Genomic DNA, 25,850 nt, shown 5'->3' with positions numbered 1-25,850 from the left:
TTGGACCATAGGAGATGGGCTCCTGTTTCCGCAGGAGCGCACCGCTGCTAGTCCATCGTCACGACCAGCTTGCCGACCGCCTCGCGGGCCTCAAGCTTGGCGATGGCATCGCCTGCGCGTTCAAGCGGGAAGGTTTCGGATACGAGCGGGTCGATCTTGCCCTCTTGCATGAGAGTGAAAAGCTCTTTCACCTGATCGACAAATTTCGCCGGTTCGCGCGCGGTGAATGCGCCCCAGAACACGCCGCACACATCGCAGGATTTAAGCAGGGTGAGGTTCAGCGGAAGCTTGGGGATGCCCGCTGGGAAACCAACCACAAGGAATTTCCCCTCCCACGCAATGGAGCGCAGCGCAGGCTCTGAATATTGGCCGCCGACAATGTCATAAACGATGTTGGCACCGTTCGGGCCACACGCGGCCTTAAACGCATTGGCGAGCTCTTTGGAGGCTGCCTTGTCCATTTCCTCGCGAGGGTAGATGACAACGTCATCCGCACCGGCATTGCGCGCGATCTCTGCTTTTGCTTCGGAAGATACGGCTGCCACGACCTTTGCGCCATATGCCTTGGCCAGTTCGACTGCTGAAAGGCCAACGCCGCCCGCTGCGCCAAGGATCAGGACAACGTCGCCTTCCTTGATGTGGCCGCGATCTTTGAAGCCATGGATGGTGGTGCCATAGGTCATCAGCAGCGAAGCAGCCTTTTCGAAAGGCACGCCGTCAGGGATGGGGAAGAAGCGGCCATCGGCCACAATCGCCTTTTCACGAAGTCCGCCGTTGCCAAGCATACCGATCACGCGGTCGCCCGGTTTGCAGCTGGTCACGCCTTCGCCAACGACCTCGACCACACCGGCAATTTCGCCGCCGGGGGAATAGGGGCGCTCCGGCTTGAACTGATACAGGTCGCGGATCATCAACGTGTCGGGATAATTGATCGCGCACGCTTTAACGTCGACCAGAATTTCGCCTTTGCCAGGGGTCGGTACGTCGATCTCGTCAAGCTTCAGCGTTTCCGGGCCGCCCACTTCATGGGTCTGGATGGCTTTCATGGTTCGTATCCCTCTCTTGATCTCAAAATTGGTATTTAGGCGCCTGTGCCTTCCATCAGCCAGGCTTTGTTCGCTGTGCGCGCGTCTTCGTACGTCGAAATCGCGTCGCTGCTTTCAAGCGTCAGTGACACCTCGTCGAGCCCGCCAAGCAGGCAGTGCTTGCGAAACGGGTCGATTTCGAAGGTGAAGCGGTCTTGGAATTTGGTCGTGACGGTCTGCGCTTCGAGGTCGATATGGATGTCATCGCCACTGCTGGCGACCTCCATCAAGCGGTCCACTGCCTCTTGCGGCAGGACCACAGGCAAAATGCCGTTCTTGACCGCATTGCCGGAAAAAATGTCGGAATAGCTGGGCGCGATCACTGCGCGGATGCCAAGGTCGCCCAGTGCCCATGCGGCGTGTTCGCGGCTCGACCCACATCCGAAATTGTCGCCGGCGATCAGGATCGGCGCGCCCTTGTTTTCGGGCGCGTCAAAGACGTTGTCGGGGTCTTGGCGGATACTCTCAAATGCACCTTCGCCAAGCCCTTCGCGGGTGATGGTTTTAAGCCATTTGGATGGAATAATGATGTCGGTGTCGATGTTCTTTGCGCCAAAGGGGATGGCGCGGCCTTCGACCTTGGAAAGGGGCTGCATTGGCATGGAGGCTCTTTTAGTCAGTTTCGGATGGCTCGCCAGAGGGCGCTGTATCAGCCTGACCTTTGCCAAGGCTGGTGCCCTTGTCTTTCGCGATAAAGCGCTTGCCTGCATAAAGGAGCGCGGCGGCGATGGCCGCTGAACCAATGGTTGCAGCCGCGCCGATGGCGGCTTTGCGGCCTGCACCGGACTTCTCGTCGGGGGTCTTTTTGTCAGTCATTTGTGTTCCATGCTCTTGCTCAAAGGGGGATTCAAGGGGGGCTTGGCCAGTCAATTGAAGGTGTGCATCAATTGAGAGTGCGAACGTCGGTGAGCTTGCCAGTCACCGCTGCCGCCGCAGCCATTGCCGGGGACACAAGGTGCGTGCGTGCGCCGGGGCCCTGACGGCCGACGAAGTTGCGGTTGCTGGTCGAAGCGCAGCGCTCGCCAGCGGGGACTTTATCAGGGTTCATCCCAAGGCACGCCGAACAACCCGGTTCGCGCCACTCAAAACCTGCCTCGGTGAAAATTTTGTCGAGCCCTTCCTCCTCGGCCTGACGTTTCACGAGGCCAGAGCCCGGTACGACAATCGCCCAGCGCACATTGTCAGCCTTTTTGTGGCCTTTCAGCACGTCTGCCGCCGCGCGAAGGTCTTCGATCCGGCTATTGGTGCAGCTTCCGATGAAGATATTCTGCACTTCAACCTCGGTGAGCGGGGTTCCGGGGGCGAGGCCCATATATTCAAGACTTTTTTGAGCTGCTGCCTGCTTGGTGCTATCCGCAAAGCTATCGGGGGAGGGGACTACGCCGGTAATCGGCAGCACGTCCTCAGGGCTGGTGCCCCAAGTGACGCTTGGCGCAATGTCGGCGGCGTTGATCACGACAGATTTGTCGAATTTGGCACCTTCGTCAGTGTGCAGCGTCTTCCAATAGGCGAGCGCTGCGTCCCAAGCCTCGCCCTTGGGTGCCATCGGGCGACCCTTAAGATAGGCAAAAGTTGTTTCATCGGGCGCGACAAGGCCAGCGCGCGCGCCGCCTTCAATGCTCATATTGCAGACCGTCAGGCGTTCCTCGACGCTCATCGCTTCGAACACGGGGCCGCGATATTCAATGACATAGCCAGTGCCGCCAGCAGCGCCGATCACGCCAATAATGTGCATGATAACGTCCTTGGCAGTAACACCGGGGCCGACCTTGCCCTCGACGCGCACTTCCATCGATTTGGATTGCTGGAGGAGCAGCGTTTGCGTCGCAAGCACGTGCTCGACCTCGCTGGTGCCAATACCAAAGGCAAGCGCGCCAAGCCCGCCGTGGGAAGCGGTGTGCGAGTCGCCGCAAACGATGGTGGTGCCAGGAAGCGAGAAGCCCTGCTCAGGGCCCACGACGTGAACAATACCCTGCTCTGCATCCGCATCGCCAATGTAGCGAATGCCAAAATCGGGAGCGTTTTTCTCAAGCGCCTCCAGTTGCGCAGCGCTTTGCGGGTCTGCAATCGGAATCTTGCCCCCTGACGCATCACGGCGCGCAGTGGTGGGAAGGTTATGATCGGGCACCGCCAAGGTCAGTTCAGGACGACGCACCGGGCGGCCCGCCAAACGCAGCGCCTCGAATGCTTGCGGGCTCGTGACCTCATGCACAAGATGGCGGTCGATATAGATGATCGCGGTCCCATCGTCGCGGGTTTCGACGACGTGATCGTCCCATATCTTCTGATACAACGTGCGCGGATTGGTTGCGGGGGAATTGGACATTGAATGGCTCGCGTTACTCTTTGGTTGAGCCGATAGCCGCCCTTTGGAGCTTCTTGCAAGATTAGGTGGCTTTCGCGCGGCGAATATTACTGGAAATTTCGTTCAAGCGTGCTAACTGACACGAATGTCAGCAAGACCTTTCCAATTTCCGATCAAAGTCGTGCCCGAAGACATTGATTTCATGGGGCACGTGAACAATGCTCGCTATTTGAACTGGGTGCAGGATGCGGTGCTCGCCCATTGGCAAAAGGTCGCGCCCGCCGAAGAAGTCGCGGCCAAAGCATGGGTCGCATTGAAGCACGAGATTACCTATCGAAAGCCTGCATTTCTTGATGATGCCGTGATCGCGCAGACTATGCTCGAACGCTATAACGGTGCGCGGGCCTTTTATCGCACGGTAATCAAACGCGGCGAAGACGTGTTGGCCGAAGTGCAATCGAGCTGGTGCTGCATTGATGCAAAGACCCTGCGCCCGGCGCGCATTGGCGAACATTTGCGCGAATTTTTCTTCGCTGAGCCTGACTAAGAGGCCCTTTGCGCGAGCGGCTATGCGGCCTATACGAAGCCTGATGCCTTCGCCTGTCGTATCTCATGCCATGATGCCTGCCCCACTCACCTTGCCCTCGCAAAAGCAGCAAAGCGTGATAGGCTTGGCGCTTGCAGTGCTGGTGGCGGGCAGCTGGCTCGGCATACACGCTTATGCCATGTTCGTGTTTGAGCTGAGTTGGCAAAACTGGCCCTTGGCGCTTGTGATGGCCGTGGTTCAATGCTGGCTTTCGGTTGGTGTTTTTATCGTGTGCCACGATGCCATGCACGGCACACTTACTCCGGCCTATCCAAAAATCGCAGACCGTATCGCAGCGGTGCTTTTGTTTCTTTATGCAGGGTTCGGGTGGAAGACATTGCGCGATGCGCATCACACCCATCACCGGCTTGCCGGGCGCGCCGGCGATCCTGATTTTGACGAACACAACCCTGCGCATTTCTTCAAATGGTACTGGACCTTTTTCAAGCGCTATTTCGGGTGGCAATCGCTGATCTTTGTGCACACAGTCGTCGGTATTTACTGGCTCGTGCTTGATATTCCGATGGTACAGATCGTCGCGCTTTACGGTGCGCCAGCGCTGCTTTCCTCACTCCAGCTTTTCTATTTCGGTACTTATCGCCCGCATAACCATGCAAGCAGCGCATCATTTGCCGATCAAAACAACGCGCGCAGCGATCAATTCGGCACGCTTCTCAGCCTCGCCACCTGCTTCCATTTCGGCTATCATCTCGAACATCACCGCAGGCCTGATGTGCCCTGGTGGGCATTACCCGCAGCCAGAAAAGCGGGTGTTGGGCAAGACATGACAGAAAAGGCGGGCTCACAATGAGCTGGGTAGCAGCAATCTCAATTACTCTTGGTGCGCTTGCCTTTATGGAGTTCTTCGCCTGGTTTGCGCATAAATACATCATGCACGGCTTTGGCTGGGGCTGGCACCGTGATCATCACGAGCCGCACAACAACACCTTTGAAAAGAACGATCTTTACGCAACCGTGTTCGGCACAATAAATGCGGCCATGTACATTTTTGGGGCACTCTATTGGGAGTGGCTGTGGTGGGCGGCATTGGGCGTTAATCTGTACGGCGTTATTTATGCGATTGTTCACGATGGTCTGGTTCACCAACGCTTTTTCAAATGGGTTCCCAAAAAAGGCTATGCCAAACGGCTGGTGCAGGCGCACAAGCTGCACCATGCGACCATTGGAAAAGAAGGCGGGGTCAGCTTCGGCTTTGTCATCGCGCGCGATCCGGCCAAGCTCAAAGCGGAGCTCAAGCGTCAGGCCAAAGCCGGTATCGCCGAGGTTCGCGCAAGCGGAAGCGTTCGCGAGGATGACGCCAACAGAGTCACCACGCTGCGGTAATCGATTAAACCATGGGCGCTGGTAATGAGCGTCCAGAACCTTGATCTGACCGGCACCTGGGATGGCATTTATTTCTATAATGACCTGCCAGAGGCGGGGCCGGACACGCCTTTCTTTGCAACGATCAAGGAATTGAATGGTTCGCTGACGGGCACAATCATCGAACCGCATGAATTCACTAAGGCTACCATTATGGCGACAATTCTCGGTCGCCGCAGCGGGCAGGATGTCGCGTTCTCAAAGGATTACGAGGATCCGGATGAGGATTATCTGGCAACGGTCCAGTACGCGGGCACTTTAAGCTCGGACGGGGATGTCATCACGGGTGAGTGGAGCATCGGCCATTGGAAGGGATGGTTTGAAATGACACGCACCCCAAGCGTAGCAGAAAAAGTGTCGCGCGAAGAGCCAGCGTGGGTCGAATTTGACGGCTGATTTATCAGCGCTATTCGGGCCGCGTTGCAATCCATGGGCCGGTTGTGGCGAGAACGGCAACCGAAATCCACGCCCACGGAAAGCCGATGGTTGCCCAGGTAAAGGCAACGCCTGCCGCCATCGAACCAATCGCGAGCACTTTTGCCCGCCGTCCGATTGCTCGGCGTGTCTGCCAATCGCGGATTTGCGGGCCGAACTGCTTGTGATTGAGGAGGCGCTCCTCCCACGCCTTGTTGCTGCGCGCGAAGAAGAACGCTGCGAGCAGCCAGAAGGGCACCGTGGGTAAAAGTGGCAGGGGGATGCCCGCTGCACCTAGCGCAAAGAAAAAGAGGCCGGCGGCGAAATAAAGACGCCGCACCCCTCGCGCTTACCCTGCGTCAGCCAGCCGGGCGGCGTGCTCTTTCACAAGTGCGATCATATTGGGGACGCCTTGAGTGCGGTTGCTCGACAGTTGGTTTTTGAGGTTGAACGGCTCGAGCGCGGCGGCGACGTCCATTTGGGCGACCTCGCTTGCCGGCTTGTCCTGAACAGCGGCAATGACCAGCGCAACGATACCTTTGGTGATTGCGGCATTGCTGTCAGCAAGGAAATGCAGCGTCTCGGTCTGTTCGGTGGGATAGACCCACACCGCTGCCGAGCACCCGCGCACCAGTGTCGCATCGGTTTTAAGCGCATCGGGCATCGGCTCCAATTCACGGCCCAGCTCGATCAGAAGGCCGTAACGCTCATCGCCTTCGAGAAACTCGTATTCTTCTAAAATGTCATCAAGTGATCGCATAAGCGCCGACATAGGGCGCGCATCAGGTTTGGAAAAGGGCTTAAAGCTCAACCCCGCTCGCAATCGCCTCAAGCTTTTTGATCCGTTCTTTCATATCGGCAAGTTCGATGCGCGCCGCGCCCGCACCTGCGCCTCCTTCGATTTCGGGGGCATCGTATGTTTTGCGCGAGCTTGCGCGTTCCAGTTCCTGCCGCTTAAGCTCAAGCCATCCCTGCCATGCGCGCAGAAGGGCAAAGGCCACCACGCAAATCCCCACAAGGCAAGCAGCGGTGATGACAAGTGTCGGGTCCATGATCATTGGCTTTGCTCCTTTTCCTGGGGGGCGGTTGTAAGGGGGATTCCGCTGTCGCTTACCGGGGTGTCAGTGCCCCTCAGGGCTTCGATCTCAGCCGAAATGCGGGCGCGTTCACGGGCGTCGAGCGAATTGTTGTCAGTCGCAATCCGCTCCAGCACTTGAAGCCGTTCGCGAAGCTGTTGCATCTCGGCGCGCATCGCCTCGGCCTCTGCCTTGGTCGCTGCATCCGATGTGCCGATATAGGTTTCATTGCCGTCCTCATCCGAAATGATCCCGGCCTTTGCCTTGGCGGTCTGTACAATACCCCAGACCACGATGGCGATGATTGCAACGATGGCCCAGCCGCTCATTATGCGCTCCCTGCATCCTTCTGATTTTCAAGAGCGCGCAATTGGTCGATCTCGCTTGAAAGCTGATAGCTACCATCGGTCACGATCCGTTCGACATTGGCAAGCCTGTCCTTGACCGCGCCCAACTCTGCGCGAAGCTCTGCGTTTTCCTGTGTCAGCAAGGTCACGCGCTGTTTTGCTTCGTGATCGGTCGCAGGTTTCAGCGATTGACCCCAGGCACCTTCGAGCGGATAGCCATGCTTGATGCGAAGGCGCGTAGTGTGGATCCAACCGGCAATCCCGGCCGCGCCCAATGCCAGCCCGCCGCCGATAATCCACGGCAGATTGGGGATGATTACGGCTGCTGCGTCGGGGCTCATGGGTGTTTCTCTTTCATATTAAGGTTGAGGGGGGTGCCAGTGTCATTTTTGCTCGGCACATCTCTTAAGGCTTCGATTTCTCCCGAAAGCGAATAGCCTCGGTCTGTCACGATTTTTTCAAGGACGATCATGCGGTCCTGCATCTGGTCAAGCTTGCTGTTGAGCTCCGCATTCTCGGCCTTCAGGCGCTTGGCCTCTTCTGTGTCGCTGCGCTCGGTCGTGCCGCCCCATTCGTCTTCGAGGGCGTAGCCGTGCTTGGCGCGAATCCAGTTGTTGATGATCCATGCACCATAGCTGACGGCGATGATCCCAAGCACAAATTCAGGGCCACCCCAATCCATTATGCTTTCTCCTTCGAGGAGACGTTGAGCGGAACGCCCGAACCACCGTCTTCAACCGAGCGGGTGTCGCGAAGCGCCTCTATCTGCGTTGCCACGTCATAGCCGCGATCGGTGACGATGCGTTCGAGCACCTGGACACGGTCTTCGAGACGCTGAACCTGGCTTGCATATTGCGCCGCTTTTTCAGCCGTCGCGTCGGCGGTGGAATCGATGCGCATTTCAGCGAGCTTTTGTTGATGCTTCGTCCAGATCACGATGATCGGGATCGAAATGCCAGCGAGCGGTACAAGATAGGCCCAGTCCCACATAAGTTTTGCCTTTCAATTGGGAAGTTTTGCTCAGCGAAGCTGCTCGATTTCGGCGGTGAGACGCTTGTTGCTGCTGACATAGTGGGTTTCCACGTCGGCAAGGCGCCGGTCGATGTCCCGGAAGCGTGCGCGAATTTCGCGTGCCGTACGCTTCGGGCTTTGGCGAATACGCTGCCAATACTGCTCTTCCTGGCTGTCGCGATAAAGGTGCGGCGGCTTTTTCTGGAGGACGAAACCCATTACGAAATAGGCAAGCAAACCAATCGGGCCGAGCGCAAAGATGGTAAGCGCCACCATGCCAAGACGTACCCAAAGTGCATCGACACCTGTGTAGTCGGCTATACCAGCAGCCACACCCATCAATTTGGCTTTGTGCTTATCGCGGTAAAGCGTTGTGCGGCGGTTCATGCGCTGGTTCCTTTCTTCTCGGCGATAAGCTGTTCAAGCTCACGCAGTTGTTGGTTGTCGGTTTCCTGATCGGCCTGAAGGCGTTTGACCGGGGTGAAGCTTGGGTCGTCGCTGGCGACAAGGCGCTCGACGGTGTCCATCCGCTCGTCCAAGCGCTTGGCGAGGTTGTAGAGCTCTTCCAGAAGCACTTCATCGTCCGACGTGATGGTCGCCGAGGTCTTCCACTTTGTAGTGTAGTGGAGAATCAGCCAAGGCAGGCCGATAAATAGTGTCATAACAATGGCGACTGGTTCCCATTCCATGGCTTAATTCCCTTTGTCTGCATCGGGCTTGCCGAGCAGTTTCTTCATTTCTTCAAGTTCGTCGTCGATTGCATCCTGACCTTCGAGTGCGGCGATTTCGTCTGAGAGCGAAGGCGGGCCCTCATTCCCAATCGCAATCGCATCGGCGCGGCCTTCGGCGTAATCGACGCGGCGTTCCATCTGGTCGAAGCGGCTCAATGCTTCGTCCGTGCGTTCAGTGCTCATAAGTGAGCGCAGCTTCACGCGGTTCTCAGCGCTCTCAAGACGCGCTGCGATCTGGGTCTGGCGGCTGCGCGCTTCGCGAAGGCGATGCTGCAGCTTTTGAATGTCCTCTTCGTAAGCGCGAAGGGCATCGTCGAGCACGGCAATCTCTTCTTTGAGCTGATCAGCCATGCTGACCGCTTTCTTCTTTTCAACCAGAGCAGCGCGGGCAAGGTCTTCGCGATCTTTCGACAGGGCGAGCTGCGCCTTGTCGGCCCAATCGGCCTGCAACCGGTCAAGCTTCACCACATGGCGGTGCATCTCTTTCTGGTCGGCAATCGTTCGCGCAGCAGAGGCGCGCACTTCGACCAGAGTCTCCTCCATCTCGAGGATGATCATGCGGATCATCTTTTGCGGGTCGTCCGCTTTGTCGAGCATATCGGTGAAGTTTGCAGCGATAATATCTCTGGTGCGGCTGAAAATGCCCATGAAGGCTACTCCATCAAGAAACGGGTTTGTTTTGTTCTGCGCATTTGAACCGTTCTCATTGCCTGAGTCGATCTCATCATACGCCCGATACTCACTTTGCGTCGGAGTGGGGCTGGTGCGCAAGGCCTCGATTTCTTTGTCGAGGCGCGACAGCTTCTTGCCAAGGATCGGGATGAAGCGATCATCATCATCTTGCGTTTGGACCGAAGCGCGCTTTGAAGAGCCGTCTGTCGCGGGGGACAACGCATCATCGAGGCTCTTATCGGGCTCAGGGGTATTGCCTGCGCGCTCCGGTCCGAGAGGAAGATCGTCTTTCTTGGTCAAGGTCAGGTGCCTGCTCAGATTCACGATCAGACTTACGCCAGCTCAACGCTGATCGGCGAAGCGATGTGAGGCTGCGCCATGGCGGGGTCGGCTGCGACCATGTTCATTTGCGTGGTCAGAGCAACCATGGCAGTCGTCGCAACGATGCTGGCGAGTGAGGCTTGGCCAAGTTTGGTTTGGAAGAAAGCTTTGCTGTACATTTTCAAATCCCCGTAGGAGTGTTTCAGTGTTGCCCCCCACTACTGCAGGGGGCGTGCCAATCTTCACAAGTAACTGAATAATAGAGCATTTCCCATTTTTCCTGGCAATTGCACATGGCGGCTATTGCCAAGCATTGGGAAAAATTCCTATAACTTGGCGCTCTGGGCCGAGGTGGCCATTCGCAGAGCTTCTTCAAGGGGGACAAGGTGGAGCGCGAAAACCAGTTTATCGGCCAGTCCGGCGCCTTTCTCGACGCCGTCGAACGCGCTTCAAAAGCCGCGCCGATGAGCCGCCCGGTGCTCGTCATCGGTGAGCGCGGAACTGGCAAAGAGCTCATCGCCGAACGTCTCCACCGTCTCTCCGATCGCTGGGACGAACCGCTCGTCACCATGAACTGTGCCGCGCTCCCAGAAACCCTGATCGAAGCTGAGCTTTTTGGCCACGAGGCAGGTGCCTTTACCGGTGCTACCAAAGCGCGAGCAGGGAGGTTTGAAGAAGCCGACAAGGGTACTCTTTTCCTCGACGAACTGGGCACGCTTTCGATGGGCGCGCAGGAACGGCTGCTAAGAGCGGTTGAATATGGCGAGGTCACCCGCATCGGCTCCTCGCGGCCCATCCGGGTCGATGTGCGGATTGTGGCTGCCACCAATGACGATCTGCCCGCGCTTGCAAAGACGGGCGAATTTCGCGCGGACCTTCTCGATCGTTTGAGCTTTGAGGTGATCACCCTGCCGCCCCTGAGGGTGCGGGAAGGGGATGTCGCGGTGCTCGCAGAATATTTCGCGCGCCGGATGTCGAGCGAGCTTCACTGGCACGACTGGCCCGGATTTGCATCGCACGTGGTGGAGCAGCTTGAGAATTACGAATGGCCCGGCAATGTGCGCGAACTGCGCAATGTGGTGGAGCGCGCGGTCTATCGCTGGGACGATCCGGGAAGCCCGATTGCGCACGTACAGTTTGATCCGTTTGAAAGCCCGTGGAAGCCGAAAACCCCTTCGCACAGGCGCTCTGGCAGCGCCTCATCCGGCGCGGCAGCTGGTGCGATAGCAACTGATGACGGGACTATTTCCGCAAGCAAGGGACCGCCAAGCGAACAGCTCGACAAGGTCGATGATCTTCGCTCTGCTGTTGACGCGCACGAACGCGCGATCCTCGAACACGCCCTTGGCAAGCACCGCTGGAACCAGCGCCAGACCGCCAAAAGTCTGGGGCTTAGCTACGACCAATTGCGCCACGCGATAAAGAAGCATGGCCTGATGGAAGGTCAAGAATAGCGCCTTTGCACGATAAAGGCGTGAGGAGCCTTGCGGTTTTTCGTTCTTTTACCTGAAGTTTACTGGTTCTTCGTAATCTCTTCATTCTGTAAACGGTGCTGGCTGTTGCGCCGACAATTTATGAGGGATTGAAGAGATGCGTGCGTTGGTTGACATGATCGATAGCGTTACAGGCACAGTGCGGTTTATCGTCGGATTGTTGGTGCTGGGCGTGTTCGCCTTTGTCTTCATCATGACCGCAGGCGCTTCCTATGTGGCGCCGAAAATCTCCGAAGATGCCACTGCCAAAGCAGCAGCCTTTGGCGAAAAAGCCCTCGCCGAAGCACGCCAGCAACGCCGCGAACATGAACTCGCCCAAGATGGCTGGGGCTATGGTGCGGCTGGTTCTTCTGAGGATGGTGAAGGCTGGGGTGATACGTCCCGGTAAAGGACTTCTGCAGAAATCACGGAGCGAGCAGGGCACGCACGATGGCAAGCCTGGCAAACACCAATTTTGATGCAGACATCAACGCTGCAAAGCGCGGTGCTCCGCGCTTGCCTTTGAGCCTGCCGGGGACGTTCATCTCAACTCAGGGCAATCACAGCTGCATCCTTGTCAATCTCTCCCGCACCGGAGTTCTGATCGCCATCAACGAACCTTTGAAACCGGGCAATGACGGCTTTCTTCGCTGCGGTCCGATTGATCATTTTGTCACCGTGCAGCGCCGCGCAAATGGACTGAACGCGATGACATTCGAAATTCCGGTGACTGACGCATATGTCGCGCAGGTGCGCAAATATCAGGAAAGCTTTGCCGAGCGCGAATTGAGCGAACTGCGTGATCAGGCGCGCGAATGGGCGGGCGCTTAAGAGGGAACACCTAAGCGTTCATTTCCCATAATTTGAAGCTCATCTCCCTATGCAATCAGGGTTATGGGCGCACCCCTTCCCTTTTCCAGAGGTTCGCGAGCGCACTCGATTAAGGCGCGGGCCCAAAAAGAGTGCCTCGCCAGCGCGCCTGAGCCGCCTGCGTCTTCTGCGCCTCCGGCGGCGCCCATCCCCGTGGGCAAACGCGGTGCTGCGCGTTTGCGATTATCGATCCCCGGCACACTTGTCTCGCGCTATGCGACCCACCGCTGTATTGTGATTGATGTGTCATGCACCGGCGCGCAGGTCGGCCTCGAAGAGCCGATGGAATTGCGCGAAACGGCCATTTTGCAGATCGGTGATGTCGAGCCATTTTGCGAAGTCGTGCGCACGGTCCGGCGCCAGAATGGCGGTATCAACGGCGTTCGATTTGATCCCCCGATTGAAAATGACGATGTGCTCAAAATCCGCGCTTATGCCGAAAACTACGAGCGCGAAGAGATGCAAGCGCTGCGTGCCGAAGTGCGCAAGTGGGTGGACGGAATAGGCTAGGAATTTTGCGCTCATTCATGGGCAAGCCATTCGAAGGCTTGCCAAGCTGACACTTTGCGCTTATCTGCATCGCTATCCCGACATTGTCGAACACTTGAAGGGCTGGCGCCGCAAGGGGCCGGCGCAAAACGGCTTTGTCACAATCAATGAGTATATTGCCTAACAGATGACCGATATTGCCCGCCTTACCTCCTTGATCGAACCCGAGGCAAACGCGCTTGGGTTTGAACTGGTGCGCGTCGCAATGATGCCGTCTGAGGCTGGAGACGGCGGCGAAGCCTTGCAGATCATGGCCGAAGACCCGGCAACGGGCCAATTGGTGATCGAACAATGCGCCGCACTCTCGCGCCGTGTGTCGGACATGATCGACGCGCGCGAAGAGGCTGGCGAGGTTCTGGTTGAGGGGGCGTATCACCTTGAGGTGTCTTCGCCTGGCATTGATCGTCCGCTGACCCGCGAAAAAGACTTTGCCGATTGGGCAGGGCACGAGGCGCGCATCGTCATGACCAAAGGCTGGTCTGGCGAAGAGACGTCAAAGCGCGTCTTTAAGGGCGAGCTTACCGGCATCAATCATGGTATGGTGCAGCTTACCGACTCCAAGACGGGCGAGGTTTCGCTTCCCCGCGACGAAATTCACAGCGCAAAGCTTGTCCTCACCGACAAGCTGATCGCTGCGACCAAGCCGCTTGATACAAGCGGTGCAGAAGAAATAACTGAAGAAAAGGCAGACGACTGATGGCCAGTGCCATTTCCGCCAATAAGGCAGAACTCCTTGCAATCGCCAACTCGGTGGCAACCGAGAAGATGATCGACAAATCCATCGTGATCGAAGCGATGGAAGAAGCGATCCAGAAAAGCGCGCGCAACCGCTATGGCGCGGAAAACGACATTCGCGCGAAACTGGACCCGGTCACCGGCGATCTGACGCTGTGGCGCGTTGTCGAGGTGGTCGAAGAGGTCGATGACTACTTCAAACAGGTCGATTTGAAGCAAGCGCAAAAACTTCAGGACGGCGCTGCGATTGGTGACTTTATCGTCGACCCGCTGCCTCCGGTCGATCTTGGCCGTATCGACGCGCAAAGCGCAAAGCAGGTGATCTTCCAGAAGGTCCGCGATGCGGAGCGTGAGCGTCAGTTTGACGAATTCAAGGACCGCGCTGGTGAAGTCATCACTGGCGTCATCAAGTCGGTTGAATTTGGCCATGTGATCGTAAACCTTGGCCGCGCCGAAGGCGTGATCCGCCGCGACCAGCAAATCCCGCGTGAAGCAGCACGTGTGGGTGAGCGTGTGCGCGCGCTCATCACCAAAGTTGAGCGCAACAATCGCGGACCGCAAATCTTCCTCAGCCGTGCGCACCCCGATTTTATGCGCAAGCTTTTCGCGCAGGAAGTGCCTGAAATTTACGACGGCATTATCGAAATCAAGGCCGCTGCCCGCGATCCGGGATCACGCGCAAAGATCGGCGTGATCAGCCACGATAGCTCCATCGACCCTGTCGGTGCCTGTGTCGGTATGAAGGGCTCGCGCGTTCAAGCCGTGGTGCAAGAACTCCAGGGTGAGAAGATCGACATAATTCCATGGTCCGAAGACACCGCGACCTTCATCGTGAACGCGCTTCAGCCAGCGACGGTTGCCCGCGTGGTCCTCGACGAAGACGATGGTCGCATCGAAGTGGTTGTTCCTGACGACCAGCTTAGCCTTGCCATCGGTCGCCGTGGTCAAAACGTGCGTCTCGCCAGCCAGCTTACCGGCCAGCAGATCGACATCATGACCGAGGAAGAAGCCAGCGAAAGGCGCTCGAAAGAGTTCGCTGAGCGCTCGAAAATGTTTGAAGAAGAGCTCGACGTTGATGAAACTCTTTCTCAGCTTCTCGTGGCTGAAGGCTTCGCAGAGCTTGAGGAAGTCGCTTATGTTGAGCTTGCTGAACTCGCCTCGATCGAAGGGTTCGATGAAGAGCTTGCCGAAGAACTGCAAAGCCGCGCGCTTGAAGCCATTGAACGCGCTGAAGAAGCCTTCCGCACCGAGCGCCGTGAGCTTGGCGTTGAAGACGCGATTGCCGAACTGCCGCACCTCACTGAGGCGATGCTGGTGACGCTGGGCAAGGCAGGGCTCAAGACGCTCGACGATGTGGCGGACCTTGCCACCGATGAACTGATCGCCAAGAAGCGCGAGGCACCTCGCCGCCGCAACAATGCCGATGGCCCGCCAATGCGCCGTCCGCAGCGCGAGCAGGACAAAGGCGGCGTTCTGGGTGAGTATGGCCTCACCGAAGAGCAGGGCAACGAGATCATCATGGCTGCGCGTGCGCACTGGTTCGAAGATGAAGAGCCAGCAAGCGAGCCAGCAACTCAGGAGGCCGCCGATGCGGACTCCCCACAATGAGTGCGTAAGCTCCGACATCACTGAAACCGACGCTTCCGGGAGCAATTCCGGGAGCGCGAAGCCATGCGCGCCATCTGGTTCTGAGCGCCGCTGTGTTCTTTCGGGGGAAACTTACCCCCGCGAGGAACTGATCCGTCTAGCGGTTTCGCCGGACGGCGAAGTGCTGCCAGACCCGCAAGGCAAAGCTCCCGGACGCGGCGCATGGATTGCGCCCGACCGCTTGACCCTTGAAACGGCAATGACTGATGGCCACTTGAAGAAGGCGCTGATGCGCAGCTTCAAGGGTGGACCTGCCACACAAGACGGGAATCGCGCGCGACTTTCCTACAGCGACAATCTTGCGCAACAAATCGAGGATGCGCTCAAACGCACCCTTTTGGACAGGCTCGGCCTTGAGCTTCGCGGCGGCAATATCGTGATGGGTTCAGCCAAGCTTGCCGAACACGCGCGTTCAGGCCGCATTGCGCTGCTTTTGCACGCCAGCGACAGCAGCGAGGACGGGCGCAAGAAGCTTGACCAAGCCTTTCGCGTGGGCACCGATCAGGAAGGATCAGGTGTGCGTGGTATCGTCTTGCCACTGGACCGAGAGGCTCTGTCTGTGGCATTGGGCCGCGAAAATGTCGTGCATTTGGGGGTTTCCGGTCATCATGGGGGCTCCCTCGCGCGCAAGAGCGCATTTGGCAGAGTGGCACGCGATGTCACACGCCTGACGCGGTTCTTGGGAAATGATCCTCCCGTTTGACGCGACTGAACACGATGAAATGAGGCGCAAAGCCAATGCGCCAGATATGAGATTTTTGAAGGACTAAAGAAGCAAGCATGAGCGATGAAGAGAAAAAACCAGCCCGCAAACCACTTGGCCTGAAAAAGGCGGTGGAAGCGGGTGAGGTAAAACAGACCTTTAGCCACGGCCGTACCAATAAGGTTGCGGTCGAGGTGAAGCGTCGCCGCAAGCTTCTAAAGCCCGGCGAAACGCCCGCCCCGACGCCAGAGCCTACTCCGGCTCCTGCGCCTGAACCGACACCTGCGCCTGCGCCAGTGGCGAAAAAGCCTGCGCCCAAAAAGCCAGCGGTTCCTGATGAAACGCCGCAAGAGCGCGTGGCCCGCCTTCAGCGTGAGGCCGAGGAAGAGCGCCTGCGTCTCGCGGAAGAAAACCGGAAGCGCGAAGAAGAGCGCGCAAAGCAGAACGCAGAAGAAGCCAAGAAGCGCGAAGAGGAAAACCGCAAAGCCAAGGCTGAGGCCGAAGCGCGCGCTAAGCAAGAGGCTGAAGCAGCTGCCAAAGCCAAAACTGAGGCCGACGATGCGGGCGAAGTTGAAGAGACGACAGAAAAGTCGGATTCACCCGCCCCTGCGCCGCGCCGCTTTACCCCAGTTGCCCGTCCTGAACCCAAGCGTCCTGAGAAAAAGGTCGCAAAGAAGAAGGAAGACAAGGGCGCTGCCAAGGATACCGGCGGCGGCAAGGACAAGCGCCGTTCTGGCAAGCTGACCGTAACCAAAGCGTTGAATGAGGATGAGGGTCGCCGCGCGCGCAGCCTCGCCGCGCTTAAGCGTGCGCGTGAAAAAGAGCGCCGGATGCAAGGCGGTGGTTCTTCCAAGCCACGTGAAAAGCAAGTCCGCGACGTTGTGGTGCCAGAGGCCATCACGGTTGGCGAACTTGCCAAGCGTATGGGCGAAAAAGGGGCAGACCTCGTCAAGGAGCTGTTCAACCTCGATATGATGGTGACGGTCAACCAAACCATCGACCAGGACACAGCCGAGCTGCTGGTCGAGCAATTCGGCCATAACATTCAGAAGGTTTCTGAAGCCGATGTCGATATTCAGGACGAAGAGGATACGGATCCAGAAGATACGCTGAAGCCGCGTCCTCCGGTTGTGACCATCATGGGCCATGTCGACCACGGGAAAACCTCGCTGCTCGATGCGCTTCGTGGTGCCAACGTCACCAAAGGCGAAGCAGGCGGGATCACCCAGCATATCGGAAGCTATCAGATCACGACCAAGGACAAGCAGAAGATCACTTTCCTTGATACGCCCGGCCACGCAGCTTTTACCGAGATGCGTCAGCGCGGTGCCAATGTGACCGATATTGTGGTGCTGGTTGTAGCAGCCGATGATGGCATTATGCCTCAGACAATCGAGGCGATTAATCACACCAAAGCTGCCGGCGTTCCCATGATTGTTGCGATCAACAAAATGGATAAGCCAGAGGCGAACCCGGACAATGTCCGCAACCGTCTGCTTGAGCACGAAGTTATCGTTGAGAAGCTTTCGGGCGATGTGCAGGACGTTGAAATCTCTGCGATCAAGAAAACCGGGCTCGATGATCTGATCGAGGCAATCACGCTTCAAGCGGAACTGCTTGAGTTGAAAGCTCGCCCAGACCGCGATGCCGATGCCACCGTGATCGAAGCGCAGCTTGATAAAGGCCGCGGCCCAGTTGCGACCGTCCTTGTGACGCGCGGGACATTGAAGCGTGGCGACACCTTCGTGGTGGGCACCCAGAGCGGGCGTGTGCGCGCAATTGTCAATGATGCGGGTAAGCAGATCAAGGAAGCAGGGCCATCCATGCCGGTCGAGGTTCTCGGCCTTGGCGGCGTGCCGTCGGCTGGCGACCGCCTGACCGTCGTTGAAAACGAGCAGCGTGCGCGGGAAGTGGCTCAATATCGTCAGGAGAAGGCGACCGAGAAGCGCACTGCGCTTGCGCCAACGTCGTTCGATACGATGTTCAACAATCTTGCATCCAACGTCATCGAATGGCCTGTTCTGGTCAAAGCCGACGTGCAAGGTTCGGTCGAAGCCATCGTCAACGCGCTCCACAATATCTCGAACGATGAGATCAAGGCGCGCGTCCTTCACGCAGGCGTCGGTGCAATTACCGAAAGCGATGTGACATTGGCAGCGGCATCGAACGCTCCGATCATCGGTTTTGGCGTTCGCCCCAATGCAAAGGCGCGTGAACTCATCAAGCGCGATGGTGTGCGTATGATGTATTACGATGTGATCTATCACCTCACCGAAGACGTGGCGAAGGAAATGGCCGGCGAGCTTGGTCCAGAGCGGATCGAAACGGTCGTTGGCCGCGCTCAGGTCAAAGAGGTGTTCCGTTCGGGCAAGAAGGACAAGGCGGCAGGGCTCCTCGTCGAAGAGGGCGTTATCCGCAAAGGCCTGTTCGCGCGTCTCACCCGCGAGGACGTTATCGTATCGGCAACGACCATCGCAAGCTTGCGCCGCTTCAAAGACGACGTGGACGAGGTCCGCTCAGGCCTCGAATGTGGTGTCGTTCTGGAAGACACGAACGATATCAAGCCGGGCGACCAGCTTGAAGTCTTCGAAGTCGAAGAGCGCGAGCGCACGTTAGAGGTTGGATGATGAGTCTCCCCTCCCGCCTGCGGGAGGGGTTGGGGGTGGGAATGGGCCGCAAGGCCCACCCCGCTGCGACTAGGCAGGCAAGCTGCCAAGTCTCACTGCCCCTCCCGTGAACGGGAGGGGATGTCGGGGAGCGAAATGATCGATAAGTACATTCACCCAGAAGACGCAGGTTCCTCTCCGCACACGGCGCTTCTCGATTCAAAGTTCATAGAATTCGACGAAGCGACCCAAACCGCGACTATGCACTTTACCGTGCGCCCCGAAATGTGCACTTGGCGCGGCGGGGTGCAGGGCGGGTTAGTTGCGGGTTATCTCGATGATGTGATGGGCTATGCCTATGTCGCCGCGACCAAGGGCGAGATGGCGCCGCTCAACCTTGAAATTTCGATGAGCCTTATCCGCCTCATCCCCGAAGGCCCGCTTATCGGTAAGGGGCGCGTGGTGAAGGGCGGTCGCAAAGTCGTGATCCTTGAAGGCGAACTCTATTCCGAAGACGGCAAGCTGATGGCGCGGGCGACCTCAACCGCGCTCCCGACTTCAAAGCCGAGTGCCACCAATCCGGGGCACGACGCTTGACCCGCTACCTCGCTCTGCTCGGGTCGATCAATATCGGCGGCAATCGGGTTAAAATGGCAGATTTGAAAGCGGCGTTTGCTGACGAGGGGGTCAAAGACCTCGAAACCGTTGCGGCGAGTGGCAATCTTATCCTCACTGACAGCCGTGAGCCGTTCCTGATCGAGATGCAGCTGGAGCAAATCCTTAGCGCCCGCTTTGGCTTCAAATCCTGTGTGATGGTGCGGACGCAAAGTGAGGTGCAAGAAGCCGTAGACGATAATCCGTTTCACGGTGTTGGTTCAGATAAGATGGTCCATTCCATCTTTCTTTCCGACCAACCGCAGCCGGGCCGCTTTGAAGACTTCTTTGAAGAACGCAAAAGCAAAGGCGATGAACGTCTCGCATTGGGTGACCGAGTGCTTTATCTCGATTACGTTCACGGCGTCAGCGCCTCTGACATCACTGGCAAGCTGCTTGAGCGGCGACTGGGCGTGCGCGGCACGGCGCGCAATATGAACAGCCTCAAGAATATCCTTGGCAAAATGGCCGCGTGATCATGCGCCAATTGGGCGGATGATAATATTTATCACCCGCCCATAAACCGAGCGTCGAGGGCAAGACGCTCTTATCTTTGGCTTATTGAATGCGTGACTTTGTGGCCAGATTGACTTTACCTGCGAGAGCGGCGCGTGGACGACGCTTTTCCGTTTCTTCAGCCGCGGGCTCGATTTCACGAGCTACGGCAGATGGCGCAATGATGTCTTTTTCTGGCGTAAGGTTCGCCTCATGGCGCGCTTCGGTGCCGGGCGTATTGATACGGGTTCCGGCATTGGCTGCGGCTGGCGCCATAAGTGCAGCAGCGACAAGCACTGCGGTGAGAGTTTTCATCGTTTGTCTCCTGCATTGGTATTTTTATGGCTTCGATCTAGTTTCATCAGCAATCGTCTCAATAGGCCGGACGGCTTAAACCCGATTGAAATTCTCGAAAACAGTGATCGTCTGTTTGCAACAAATGCCCGCAGACCTTGTCACACGTGGTCACTTCGCCGTAACGCACATCCCATGGCCAAACGACAAGACTTCACAAGCGAACAACAATCGGTCCGTGTCCTCAAAGTGGGGGAGCGCGTGCGGCACATCCTGTCTGAGCTTTTGGCGCGTCAGGAGGTGCACGATGATGTGGTAAGCGCGTCCAACATCGCGGTGACCGAAGTGCGCATGACGCCGGACCTTCGCAACGCCACCGCTTATGTAAAGCCGCTTTTGGGCAATGCAGAGGATGATGTGGTCAAGGCTCTGCGCCAGAACACAGCTTTCCTTCAGCGCGAAGTTGCAAAGCGACTAGGCCTCAAATTCGCGCCAAAGCTGAAATTTCGCAAGGATGAAAGCTTTGCCGAAGCGGATCGGATTGAGGAGCTGTTGCGCGATCCAAAGGTGGCGCGCGACCTGCATGGGGGCGACGAAGACTAGTTCGGCACAATCCGCGCATCGAAGGTGATCTCGACTGTATTGCCGACAATCAGCTGATAGCTCTTCATCCCGAAATTGCGCCGGTCAATCTCGGCGTTTGCAGTGAAGGCAATCGGTTCGCCGGGGCCCGCCTTTAACGGATCGCGGTCGAAGCTCACATTCAGCGATTGATTACGGGTCACACCGCGCGCGGTCAATTGCCCGGTGATCGTGCCTTTGGTCGCGCTTGTCATAGTGAGGCCGCGACCTTTGAAGCGAATGGAAGGGTGGCGCTCGACCCAGAAAAACTTCTCTCCCTTCAAGCGGCCCAAAGTGGTGTCGTCCGGCGCGGTGAGGGCGGTCGCATCGAATGTGACATCAATCGCGGCGCGCGAAGGGTTGTTGCCCACAATCGTCGCTGTCCCGCGCATCTTGGGGAAGGTTGCGGTTTTGCTGGCGATGCCAAAAAACGGAACCTTTGCGCTCAGGAGAGAGTTTGCCTCGTCCAGTCGATAGTTCACCGGCGCGCTCGCATTGGCGGCGAGAAGCACGGCGAACAGGGGCAGCCAGAGGGCACGTTTCAAAAGCGGGATCATTTCAAGCTCTCCTCATGCCTTTACTACTCACGGGCCGCGCAAAAGGTTTCATCACCCCGTTGCAGGCAGCGTATAACCAACAGGGGCGTTGGGCCCTAAGGGGATGCCAAGATAGAACCACACGACGATCAATACGGTTCCTGAAATCAGCAGCCAGATCGAATAGGGCAGCATGGTGGCCGTCAGGCTTCCAAGACCAAAGCTCGGCACCCAGCGCTGCGCAAAGATCAGGATCAGCGGGAAATAAACCATCAGCGGCGTGATGATATTGGTCGCGCTGTCCCCTACACGGTAAGCGGCGGTCGCGCCTTCGGGACTGATGCCGAGCAGCATGAGCATCGGCACAAGGATCGGCGCGAGCAGGGCCCACTTGGCGCTTGCCGAACCCACGAACAGGTTCAGCATCCCTGCAAAGATAACCATCAGGCCGATAACGAGAGGCAGCGGCAATCCGGTTGACTGGATCGCGGCGGCCCCATGCACGGCTGAAATCAGGCCAAGGTTCGACCATGCAAACATCGCGACAAAGTGCGCGGCAGCGAATGCAAGGACGAGGTAATACCCCATATCCTTCATCGCCTCGGCCATCATCTCAACCAGATCGCGGTGGTTCTTGATTGTGCCAACCGCCTTGCCATAGGCCCAGCCGCAGGCAAGGAAGAGCACGAAGAAGGCGGCGACCAAAGACTGATAAAACGGGCGAAGCTCTGCGTGGATAGAGCAATCGGGGACACGGCCACCTGTTTCGGTCAAACAGGCCGCTTCGTTGATGAGCGGGGTGCCGGGCGCGAAAACCATGATCGCCCAAAGCGCCACCACGCCAAGCGCGGCGAACCCTGCATTGCGAAGACCTTTGCTGGCGTTTTCTGGCGATGCTTCTGCAATCGCTGCGTCCTCGGGGGTGGCTCCTGCTTTTACGCCGCCGGTCCAGGGCCCAAGCTTGGGCTCGATCACCTTGTCGGTGACGTACCAGATGATCGGCAGATAAAGCACAGTCATCGCGGCGATAAAGTACCAATTGCCCGCCAAGTTCGCGCCCCACGATGGGTCAAGCCCGCTTGCGCCCACGGCCTCTTCGGTGATCCCGAAAAGCAGCGCGTCGAGTTGTCCGGGCGAGATATTGGCAGAGAACCCGCCGGAAACGCCCGCAAACGCGGCTGCAATCCCGGCCAGAGGGTGGCGACCAGCGGCTGCGAACAGAATGCCGGCAAGCGGGATCAGCACCACGTAACCAGCGTCTGCTGCGTGGTTGCCGATCATCGCCACCAGCGCCACGACGGGGGTGAGAAGCTTCGTAGGCGCGCTTCTAACCGCGCTCGACATACCAGCCGCGAAGAAACCCGAACGCTCCGCAACGCCAGCGCCCAGCATCACCACCAACACATAGCCAAGCGGGTGGAAGTGGGTGAAGGTCTTGGGCATTTCGACCCAGAGTTTCTGGATATTGTCGGGGGCAAGCAGGCTGACCGCGTTGATCACAACCGGATTGCCCGCCTCATCGACCTGTGTCGGGTGCAATGCGGACACGCCAATCGCTGCAAGCAGTACCGAAATGGCCACCAATGCGATGATTAAATAGAAGAACAAAAACACCGGATCGGGCAGTTTATTGCCCGAACGTTCGACCCAACCCAGAAAGCCGGTCATGCCTTGATGCGTATTCCCCTCGGCAGCCGATGCCATATGTGATCCCCGTTTACTTCTTGTATTTGGCTTTAAGCTAGCATTGCGCAAGCCGCCTGTCACATCAATGAATAGCGCGAAATTTACACCGCTTTGCACAGCGAAGTGGCCCGCACCCTTCGACATTTTGCGCGGGCAAAGCTTAGGTGCGTGTCATGGCCAAGCTCTATTTCTATTTTTCCAGCATGAATGCGGGCAAATCGACCACGCTTTTGCAAGCGGACTTCAATTACCGCGAGCGGGGGCAGGCAACGATGGTGTGGACCGCCGAACTTGACACGCGCTCGGCAGGGCTGGTGAAGAGCCGCATCGGGCTTGAAGCGGATGCGCATCTCTACACGCCGGAAACGGATTTGAAGGCGCAAATCCTCAAAGCCCATAGCGATAAAGCCCTCGATTGCGTGCTTGTCGATGAAGCGCAATTCCTGACCCCGGCGCAGGTCTGGCAATTGGCGGCGCTCGCTGACGAACATAAGATCCCGGTGCTCTGTTATGGGCTTCGCACAGACTTTCAGGGCGAGCTTTTTCCCGGTTCGGCAGCGCTATTGGGAATTGCCGATGCGCTGGTTGAATTGAAGGCGGTGTGCTGGTGTGGGCGCAAGGCTTCGATGAACTTGCGGGTGGATAGCACCGGCGCGCCGGTCAAAGAGGGCGAGCAGACCGAAATCGGCGGCAATGATCGTTATGTCGCGCTGTGTCGCAAGCACTTTAGCGCAAGCCTTCGCGGGGAACCGGGGGCGCTGGGCTAGTTTGCGCAAGCTTGCGTTCCTACATATAGGGCAATGTCTGACACCCTCACATTTGCGCTGATCTTCGTCCCCTGCCTGATCGTGGCTATCGTCTTTCACGAAGTCGCGCATGGATGGGCGGCAAAGGCCTTGGGTGATCCCACCGCTTCAGAGCGCGGGCGCTTGACCCTCAACCCCATTCGCCATGTCGATCCCATTGGGACTTTGTTGGTGCCGGGTGGGCTCCTTTTGATGGGAGCGCCGGCATTCGGCTGGGCCAAGCCTGTACCTGTCAACAAATGGCGGCTGTCGAACCCGCGCTTCGGAATGATGGCAGTCGCAGCGGCAGGCCCCTTAAGCAATTTCGTGCTGGCACTGGTTGGAGCGGTGCTGTTCGGCTTGGCTCTCGTACCGGGTGCCGATTGGGGCGCGAATTCGGCCAGCCTGCCGATGTTGGTTGACCCACAAGGAACCGCGCTTCCGATCGCGACGGGCCTTTATCTCTTCATCATGATCAATGTGTTTTTGGGTTTCTTCAATCTTTTGCCGATTCCGCCCTTTGATGGCTCGCATATTGTCGGGGGGCTCTTGCCCGCACGCCTGCGCTCATACTGGGAGCGGCTCCAGCGCTTTGGCATGGTGCTGATCATTGGCGTGATCGGCTTTAGCTGGGTGTTCGGCACCGGATGGCTCGAAGTCACCGTTCTGCCGTTGGTGGCAGAGGTGATGGGCTTTTACGACGGCATCGCGATTGCGATTGCGCAGGGCTAGGGAAAAGGCGTCTAATTTCTTGCCGCAAACCAAGCTTCGACGCGGGCCTGTTCATCGCTTGTCAGATGTAGGTAAAGTTTCGAGCGGCGCTTCAATACATCCTCAGCCGTCTTCGCAAACTCGTTTTCGACCAGATACCGCAATTCAGCTTCGAACAGGCCTTTGGCGATTTGTGTTCCCGGATCGCTTTGGTGATTATGCTTTCCGATAATCCGATCAATCCGGGTGCCATAAGCGCGGGCCATTCTGTAAATCGTATCCATTGACCAAGTGTCGTATGCCCACGCATAATTTGGCGCGAGGTCATCGGCATCATCTGTATTCGCAGGAAAATCGCCACCGGGAAGCGGTTCGCTCGCGGTCCAACTCTTGCCGCCAATCCCCAATCGCTCAAGCGCGTGTTCTGCGAGCTTGCGATAGGTTGTGAGCTTGCCGCCAAAGATTGAGAGGAGCGGTGGGCCGTCCTCATCCACCTCGAACTGATAATCGCGCGTGACGGTTGAGTTGGAGGCGGCCTTGTCCTCGTACAGCGGGCGCACTCCGGCATAGGTCGCTGCGGCTTGTTCGGGCGCAATGCTTACGGCGAGATATTCATTCACCGCATCGCAGATATAACTCGCCTCTTGGGCGGAGATGTCGATGCCCTTGGGATCGCCTTCGAATGCCTGATCGGTGGTGCCAACAAGGGTGAAATCGCGCTCATAGGGAATGGCAAAGATGATCCGGTCATCTTTGTTCTGGAAGATGTAGCTGCGGTCGTGGTCGAACAGCTTGGGGAAGATCAGATGGCTTCCCTTAACAAGGCGCAGGTTTTGGTGCGTCTCATCGGGCACAGCGCGTCCCAGCACGGTGTCGACCCACGGACCAGCCGCGTTGACGACCTTGCGCGCGATGACTTTGTCTTCGCGTCCATCAGCGGTTCTCAGCGTCGCAATCCAGCGGTCCTCGCGCCGATCAAGCGCGACACATTCAGTGCGGGTGCGGATGTCGGCTCCGCGCTCTTTTGCGTCCATGCAATTGAGGACGACAAGGCGCGAATCTTCGACCCAGCAGTCAGAATATTCCCATCCCCGTGTGAGGCGCTGTTTCAGTACCTTGGCGTGGGGTTCCTCGCGCAGGTTCACACTCTTCGTGCCGGGAAGGATTTTGCGTCCTCCCAGATTGTCATAGAGAAATAACCCAAGCCGCAGCATCCATGCCGGGCGCAGGCCCTCGTCATGGGGCAGGACAAAGCGCATCGGCCAAATGATATGCGGGGCCATCGCAAGCAGGCGCTCGCGCTCGATCAGGCTTTCACGCACCAGGCGGAATTCGTAGTGCTCAAGATAGCGCAGCCCGCCATGGATAAGCTTGGTCGATGCGCTTGAGGTGGCGCTTGCCAGATCGTCTTTTTCAACGAGGCACACTGAAAGCCCGCGCCCTGCTGCATCGCGCGCGATACCAGCGCCGTTGATCCCGCCGCCGATTACCAAAAGGTCGAAATGGTTTTCCATATGGGCAAATGCTTGGCGAATGCTCTCGCGTTTGGCTAGAG

The 25,850-nt window shown here is 57.7% G+C and carries 36 protein-coding genes; 17 read left to right on the top strand and 19 right to left on the bottom strand.

The annotated features are described in order from the left end of the window. Positions 1-47: 47 nt before the first annotated feature. From INR77_RS14265 to leuC, 4 genes are all read right to left on the bottom strand, one after another. The gene (locus INR77_RS14265) at positions 48-1,046 is read right to left on the bottom strand and encodes an NADPH:quinone oxidoreductase family protein (protein WP_223071678.1); all 999 of its coding nucleotides are present in this window, start codon (positions 1,044-1,046) and stop codon (positions 48-50) included. 35 nt (positions 1,047-1,081) lie between these two features. Further along, entirely contained in the window at positions 1,082-1,681 is a 600-nt protein-coding gene (leuD, locus tag INR77_RS14260; protein WP_223073585.1) for a 3-isopropylmalate dehydratase small subunit, read from the bottom strand. A gap of 16 nt (positions 1,682-1,697) precedes the next feature. Continuing rightward, positions 1,698-1,901 carry an isopropylmalate isomerase gene (locus INR77_RS14255; protein ID WP_223071677.1) on the bottom strand — a complete coding sequence of 68 codons (204 nt, stop codon included), beginning with the start codon at positions 1,899-1,901 and terminating at the stop codon, positions 1,698-1,700. 67 nt (positions 1,902-1,968) lie between these two features. After that, positions 1,969-3,411: a 3-isopropylmalate dehydratase large subunit gene (gene leuC / locus INR77_RS14250; protein ID WP_223071676.1), complete on the bottom strand. Its 1,443-nt coding sequence runs from the start codon at positions 3,409-3,411 to the stop codon at positions 1,969-1,971. 124 nt (positions 3,412-3,535) lie between these two features. On the opposite strand from leuC, the gene INR77_RS14245 reads away from it, so the two are divergent. Genes INR77_RS14245 through INR77_RS14230 form a run of 4 tightly spaced genes read left to right on the top strand, consistent with a single transcriptional unit; the run spans position 3,536 to position 5,755 of the window. Beyond that, positions 3,536-3,937 (top strand): thioesterase family protein, encoded by a 402-nt coding sequence (locus INR77_RS14245; RefSeq protein WP_223071675.1) that lies wholly within the window; start codon positions 3,536-3,538, stop codon positions 3,935-3,937. A gap of 43 nt (positions 3,938-3,980) precedes the next feature. Then, positions 3,981-4,787: a fatty acid desaturase gene (locus tag INR77_RS14240; RefSeq protein ID WP_255573804.1), complete on the top strand. Its 807-nt coding sequence runs from the start codon at positions 3,981-3,983 to the stop codon at positions 4,785-4,787. Continuing rightward, positions 4,784-5,320: a sterol desaturase family protein gene (locus INR77_RS14235; RefSeq protein ID WP_223071674.1), complete on the top strand. Its 537-nt coding sequence runs from the start codon at positions 4,784-4,786 to the stop codon at positions 5,318-5,320. The genes INR77_RS14240 and INR77_RS14235 overlap by 4 nt, the downstream gene beginning before the upstream one ends. Before the next feature lie 24 nt (positions 5,321-5,344). Continuing rightward, positions 5,345-5,755 carry a hypothetical protein gene (locus tag INR77_RS14230; RefSeq protein WP_223071673.1) on the top strand — a complete coding sequence of 137 codons (411 nt, stop codon included), beginning with the start codon at positions 5,345-5,347 and terminating at the stop codon, positions 5,753-5,755. Positions 5,756-5,765: 10 nt separating this feature from the next. Here the strand turns inward: INR77_RS14230 and INR77_RS14225 are convergent, their stop codons facing one another. From INR77_RS14225 to INR77_RS14175, 11 genes are all read right to left on the bottom strand, one after another. Continuing rightward, positions 5,766-6,113 (bottom strand): YbaN family protein, encoded by a 348-nt coding sequence (locus INR77_RS14225; protein ID WP_223071672.1) that lies wholly within the window; start codon positions 6,111-6,113, stop codon positions 5,766-5,768. Positions 6,114-6,122: 9 nt separating this feature from the next. Then, the gene (locus tag INR77_RS14220) at positions 6,123-6,533 is read right to left on the bottom strand and encodes a SufE family protein (RefSeq protein ID WP_223071671.1); all 411 of its coding nucleotides are present in this window, start codon (positions 6,531-6,533) and stop codon (positions 6,123-6,125) included. Positions 6,534-6,573: 40 nt separating this feature from the next. Beyond that, complete coding sequence (locus INR77_RS14215) at positions 6,574-6,828, bottom strand: hypothetical protein (protein ID WP_370632326.1); 255 nt, start codon at positions 6,826-6,828, stop codon at positions 6,574-6,576. Beyond that, on the bottom strand, positions 6,828-7,178 hold the full coding sequence (locus INR77_RS14210) for a hypothetical protein (RefSeq protein ID WP_255573803.1): 351 nt from the start codon (positions 7,176-7,178) through the stop codon (positions 6,828-6,830). The genes INR77_RS14215 and INR77_RS14210 overlap by 1 nt, the downstream gene beginning before the upstream one ends. Beyond that, the gene (locus tag INR77_RS14205; RefSeq protein ID WP_223071669.1) at positions 7,178-7,537 is read right to left on the bottom strand and encodes a hypothetical protein; all 360 of its coding nucleotides are present in this window, start codon (positions 7,535-7,537) and stop codon (positions 7,178-7,180) included. The genes INR77_RS14210 and INR77_RS14205 overlap by 1 nt, the downstream gene beginning before the upstream one ends. Further along, a complete protein-coding gene (locus INR77_RS14200) occupies positions 7,534-7,878 on the bottom strand; it encodes a hypothetical protein (RefSeq protein WP_223071668.1) in 345 nt (114 codons plus the stop codon). The genes INR77_RS14205 and INR77_RS14200 overlap by 4 nt, the downstream gene beginning before the upstream one ends. Next, positions 7,878-8,186 (bottom strand): hypothetical protein, encoded by a 309-nt coding sequence (locus INR77_RS14195; RefSeq protein WP_223071667.1) that lies wholly within the window; start codon positions 8,184-8,186, stop codon positions 7,878-7,880. Before INR77_RS14195 ends, INR77_RS14200 begins: the two co-directional genes overlap by 1 nt. 30 nt (positions 8,187-8,216) lie before the next feature. Next, positions 8,217-8,594 carry an envelope stress response membrane protein PspC gene (gene pspC, locus INR77_RS14190; RefSeq protein ID WP_223071666.1) on the bottom strand — a complete coding sequence of 126 codons (378 nt, stop codon included), beginning with the start codon at positions 8,592-8,594 and terminating at the stop codon, positions 8,217-8,219. Further along, positions 8,591-8,896, bottom strand: coding sequence for an envelope stress response membrane protein PspB (gene pspB / locus INR77_RS14185; RefSeq protein WP_223071665.1), 306 nt, complete (start codon positions 8,894-8,896; stop codon positions 8,591-8,593). Before pspB ends, pspC begins: the two co-directional genes overlap by 4 nt. Before the next feature lie 3 nt (positions 8,897-8,899). After that, the gene (pspA, locus tag INR77_RS14180) at positions 8,900-9,760 is read right to left on the bottom strand and encodes a phage shock protein PspA (protein ID WP_370632325.1); all 861 of its coding nucleotides are present in this window, start codon (positions 9,758-9,760) and stop codon (positions 8,900-8,902) included. 182 nt (positions 9,761-9,942) lie between these two features. Next, positions 9,943-10,110, bottom strand: a complete 168-nt coding sequence (locus INR77_RS14175; RefSeq protein ID WP_223071664.1) for a hypothetical protein — start codon at positions 10,108-10,110, stop codon at positions 9,943-9,945. A 207-nt stretch (positions 10,111-10,317) separates the two neighbouring features. Here INR77_RS14175 and pspF point away from each other — a divergent pair, with 207 nt between their 5' ends. The 10 genes from pspF to INR77_RS14125 all read left to right on the top strand — a co-directional run bounded on the left by pspF (position 10,318) and on the right by INR77_RS14125 (position 19,643). Continuing rightward, positions 10,318-11,385: a phage shock protein operon transcriptional activator gene (pspF, locus tag INR77_RS14170; RefSeq protein ID WP_223071663.1), complete on the top strand. Its 1,068-nt coding sequence runs from the start codon at positions 10,318-10,320 to the stop codon at positions 11,383-11,385. A 136-nt stretch (positions 11,386-11,521) separates the two neighbouring features. Further along, positions 11,522-11,812, top strand: coding sequence for a hypothetical protein (locus INR77_RS14165; protein WP_223071662.1), 291 nt, complete (start codon positions 11,522-11,524; stop codon positions 11,810-11,812). A gap of 41 nt (positions 11,813-11,853) precedes the next feature. Continuing rightward, positions 11,854-12,234, top strand: coding sequence for a PilZ domain-containing protein (locus tag INR77_RS14160; protein ID WP_223071661.1), 381 nt, complete (start codon positions 11,854-11,856; stop codon positions 12,232-12,234). A gap of 63 nt (positions 12,235-12,297) precedes the next feature. Further along, the gene (locus tag INR77_RS14155; protein WP_223071660.1) at positions 12,298-12,783 is read left to right on the top strand and encodes a PilZ domain-containing protein; all 486 of its coding nucleotides are present in this window, start codon (positions 12,298-12,300) and stop codon (positions 12,781-12,783) included. Positions 12,784-12,949: 166 nt separating this feature from the next. Next, complete coding sequence (gene rimP / locus INR77_RS14150; protein WP_223071659.1) at positions 12,950-13,519, top strand: ribosome maturation protein RimP; 570 nt, start codon at positions 12,950-12,952, stop codon at positions 13,517-13,519. Then, on the top strand, positions 13,519-15,165 hold the full coding sequence (gene nusA / locus INR77_RS14145; RefSeq protein WP_223071658.1) for a transcription termination factor NusA: 1,647 nt from the start codon (positions 13,519-13,521) through the stop codon (positions 15,163-15,165). Before rimP ends, nusA begins: the two co-directional genes overlap by 1 nt. After that, a complete protein-coding gene (locus tag INR77_RS14140) occupies positions 15,146-15,907 on the top strand; it encodes a DUF448 domain-containing protein (RefSeq protein ID WP_223071657.1) in 762 nt (253 codons plus the stop codon). The genes nusA and INR77_RS14140 overlap by 20 nt, the downstream gene beginning before the upstream one ends. A gap of 77 nt (positions 15,908-15,984) precedes the next feature. Next, complete coding sequence (gene infB, locus INR77_RS14135; RefSeq protein ID WP_223071656.1) at positions 15,985-18,534, top strand: translation initiation factor IF-2; 2,550 nt, start codon at positions 15,985-15,987, stop codon at positions 18,532-18,534. A 135-nt stretch (positions 18,535-18,669) separates the two neighbouring features. Continuing rightward, positions 18,670-19,110, top strand: a complete 441-nt coding sequence (locus tag INR77_RS14130; protein WP_223071655.1) for a PaaI family thioesterase — start codon at positions 18,670-18,672, stop codon at positions 19,108-19,110. Then, on the top strand, positions 19,107-19,643 hold the full coding sequence (locus INR77_RS14125) for a DUF1697 domain-containing protein (RefSeq protein ID WP_223071654.1): 537 nt from the start codon (positions 19,107-19,109) through the stop codon (positions 19,641-19,643). The genes INR77_RS14130 and INR77_RS14125 overlap by 4 nt, the downstream gene beginning before the upstream one ends. Positions 19,644-19,725: 82 nt before the next feature. Here INR77_RS14125 and INR77_RS14120 read toward each other — a convergent pair whose 3' ends face one another. Next, on the bottom strand, positions 19,726-19,977 hold the full coding sequence (locus INR77_RS14120) for a hypothetical protein (RefSeq protein WP_223071653.1): 252 nt from the start codon (positions 19,975-19,977) through the stop codon (positions 19,726-19,728). 174 nt (positions 19,978-20,151) lie between these two features. On the opposite strand from INR77_RS14120, the gene rbfA reads away from it, so the two are divergent. Continuing rightward, a complete protein-coding gene (rbfA, locus tag INR77_RS14115; protein ID WP_223071652.1) occupies positions 20,152-20,559 on the top strand; it encodes a 30S ribosome-binding factor RbfA in 408 nt (135 codons plus the stop codon). On the opposite strand, the gene INR77_RS14110 is transcribed toward rbfA, so the two are convergent. Together INR77_RS14110 and INR77_RS14105 are read right to left on the bottom strand one after the other, a co-directional pair. Continuing rightward, positions 20,556-21,134: a YceI family protein gene (locus INR77_RS14110; RefSeq protein ID WP_223071651.1), complete on the bottom strand. Its 579-nt coding sequence runs from the start codon at positions 21,132-21,134 to the stop codon at positions 20,556-20,558. The two genes, rbfA and INR77_RS14110, sit on opposite strands and share 4 nt — an antisense overlap. A 51-nt stretch (positions 21,135-21,185) precedes the next feature. Next, positions 21,186-22,817 carry an AbgT family transporter gene (locus INR77_RS14105; RefSeq protein WP_223071650.1) on the bottom strand — a complete coding sequence of 544 codons (1,632 nt, stop codon included), beginning with the start codon at positions 22,815-22,817 and terminating at the stop codon, positions 21,186-21,188. A 155-nt stretch (positions 22,818-22,972) separates the two neighbouring features. On the opposite strand from INR77_RS14105, the gene INR77_RS14100 reads away from it, so the two are divergent. Next, on the top strand, positions 22,973-23,566 hold the full coding sequence (locus tag INR77_RS14100; protein WP_223071649.1) for a thymidine kinase: 594 nt from the start codon (positions 22,973-22,975) through the stop codon (positions 23,564-23,566). 33 nt (positions 23,567-23,599) lie between these two features. Next, a complete protein-coding gene (locus INR77_RS14095; RefSeq protein ID WP_223071648.1) occupies positions 23,600-24,316 on the top strand; it encodes a site-2 protease family protein in 717 nt (238 codons plus the stop codon). Between the two features lie 11 nt (positions 24,317-24,327). Here the strand turns inward: INR77_RS14095 and glpD are convergent, their stop codons facing one another. Then, positions 24,328-25,809 (bottom strand): glycerol-3-phosphate dehydrogenase, encoded by a 1,482-nt coding sequence (glpD, locus tag INR77_RS14090; protein WP_223071647.1) that lies wholly within the window; start codon positions 25,807-25,809, stop codon positions 24,328-24,330. Positions 25,810-25,850 lie beyond the last annotated feature (41 nt).

The sequence above is a fragment of the Erythrobacter sp. SCSIO 43205 genome (assembly GCF_019904235.1).
Lineage (GTDB): Bacteria > Pseudomonadota > Alphaproteobacteria > Sphingomonadales > Sphingomonadaceae > Erythrobacter.
The sequence above is the reverse complement of the archived record's forward strand: the minus strand, read 5'-3'. Positions and strand labels throughout refer to the sequence as shown.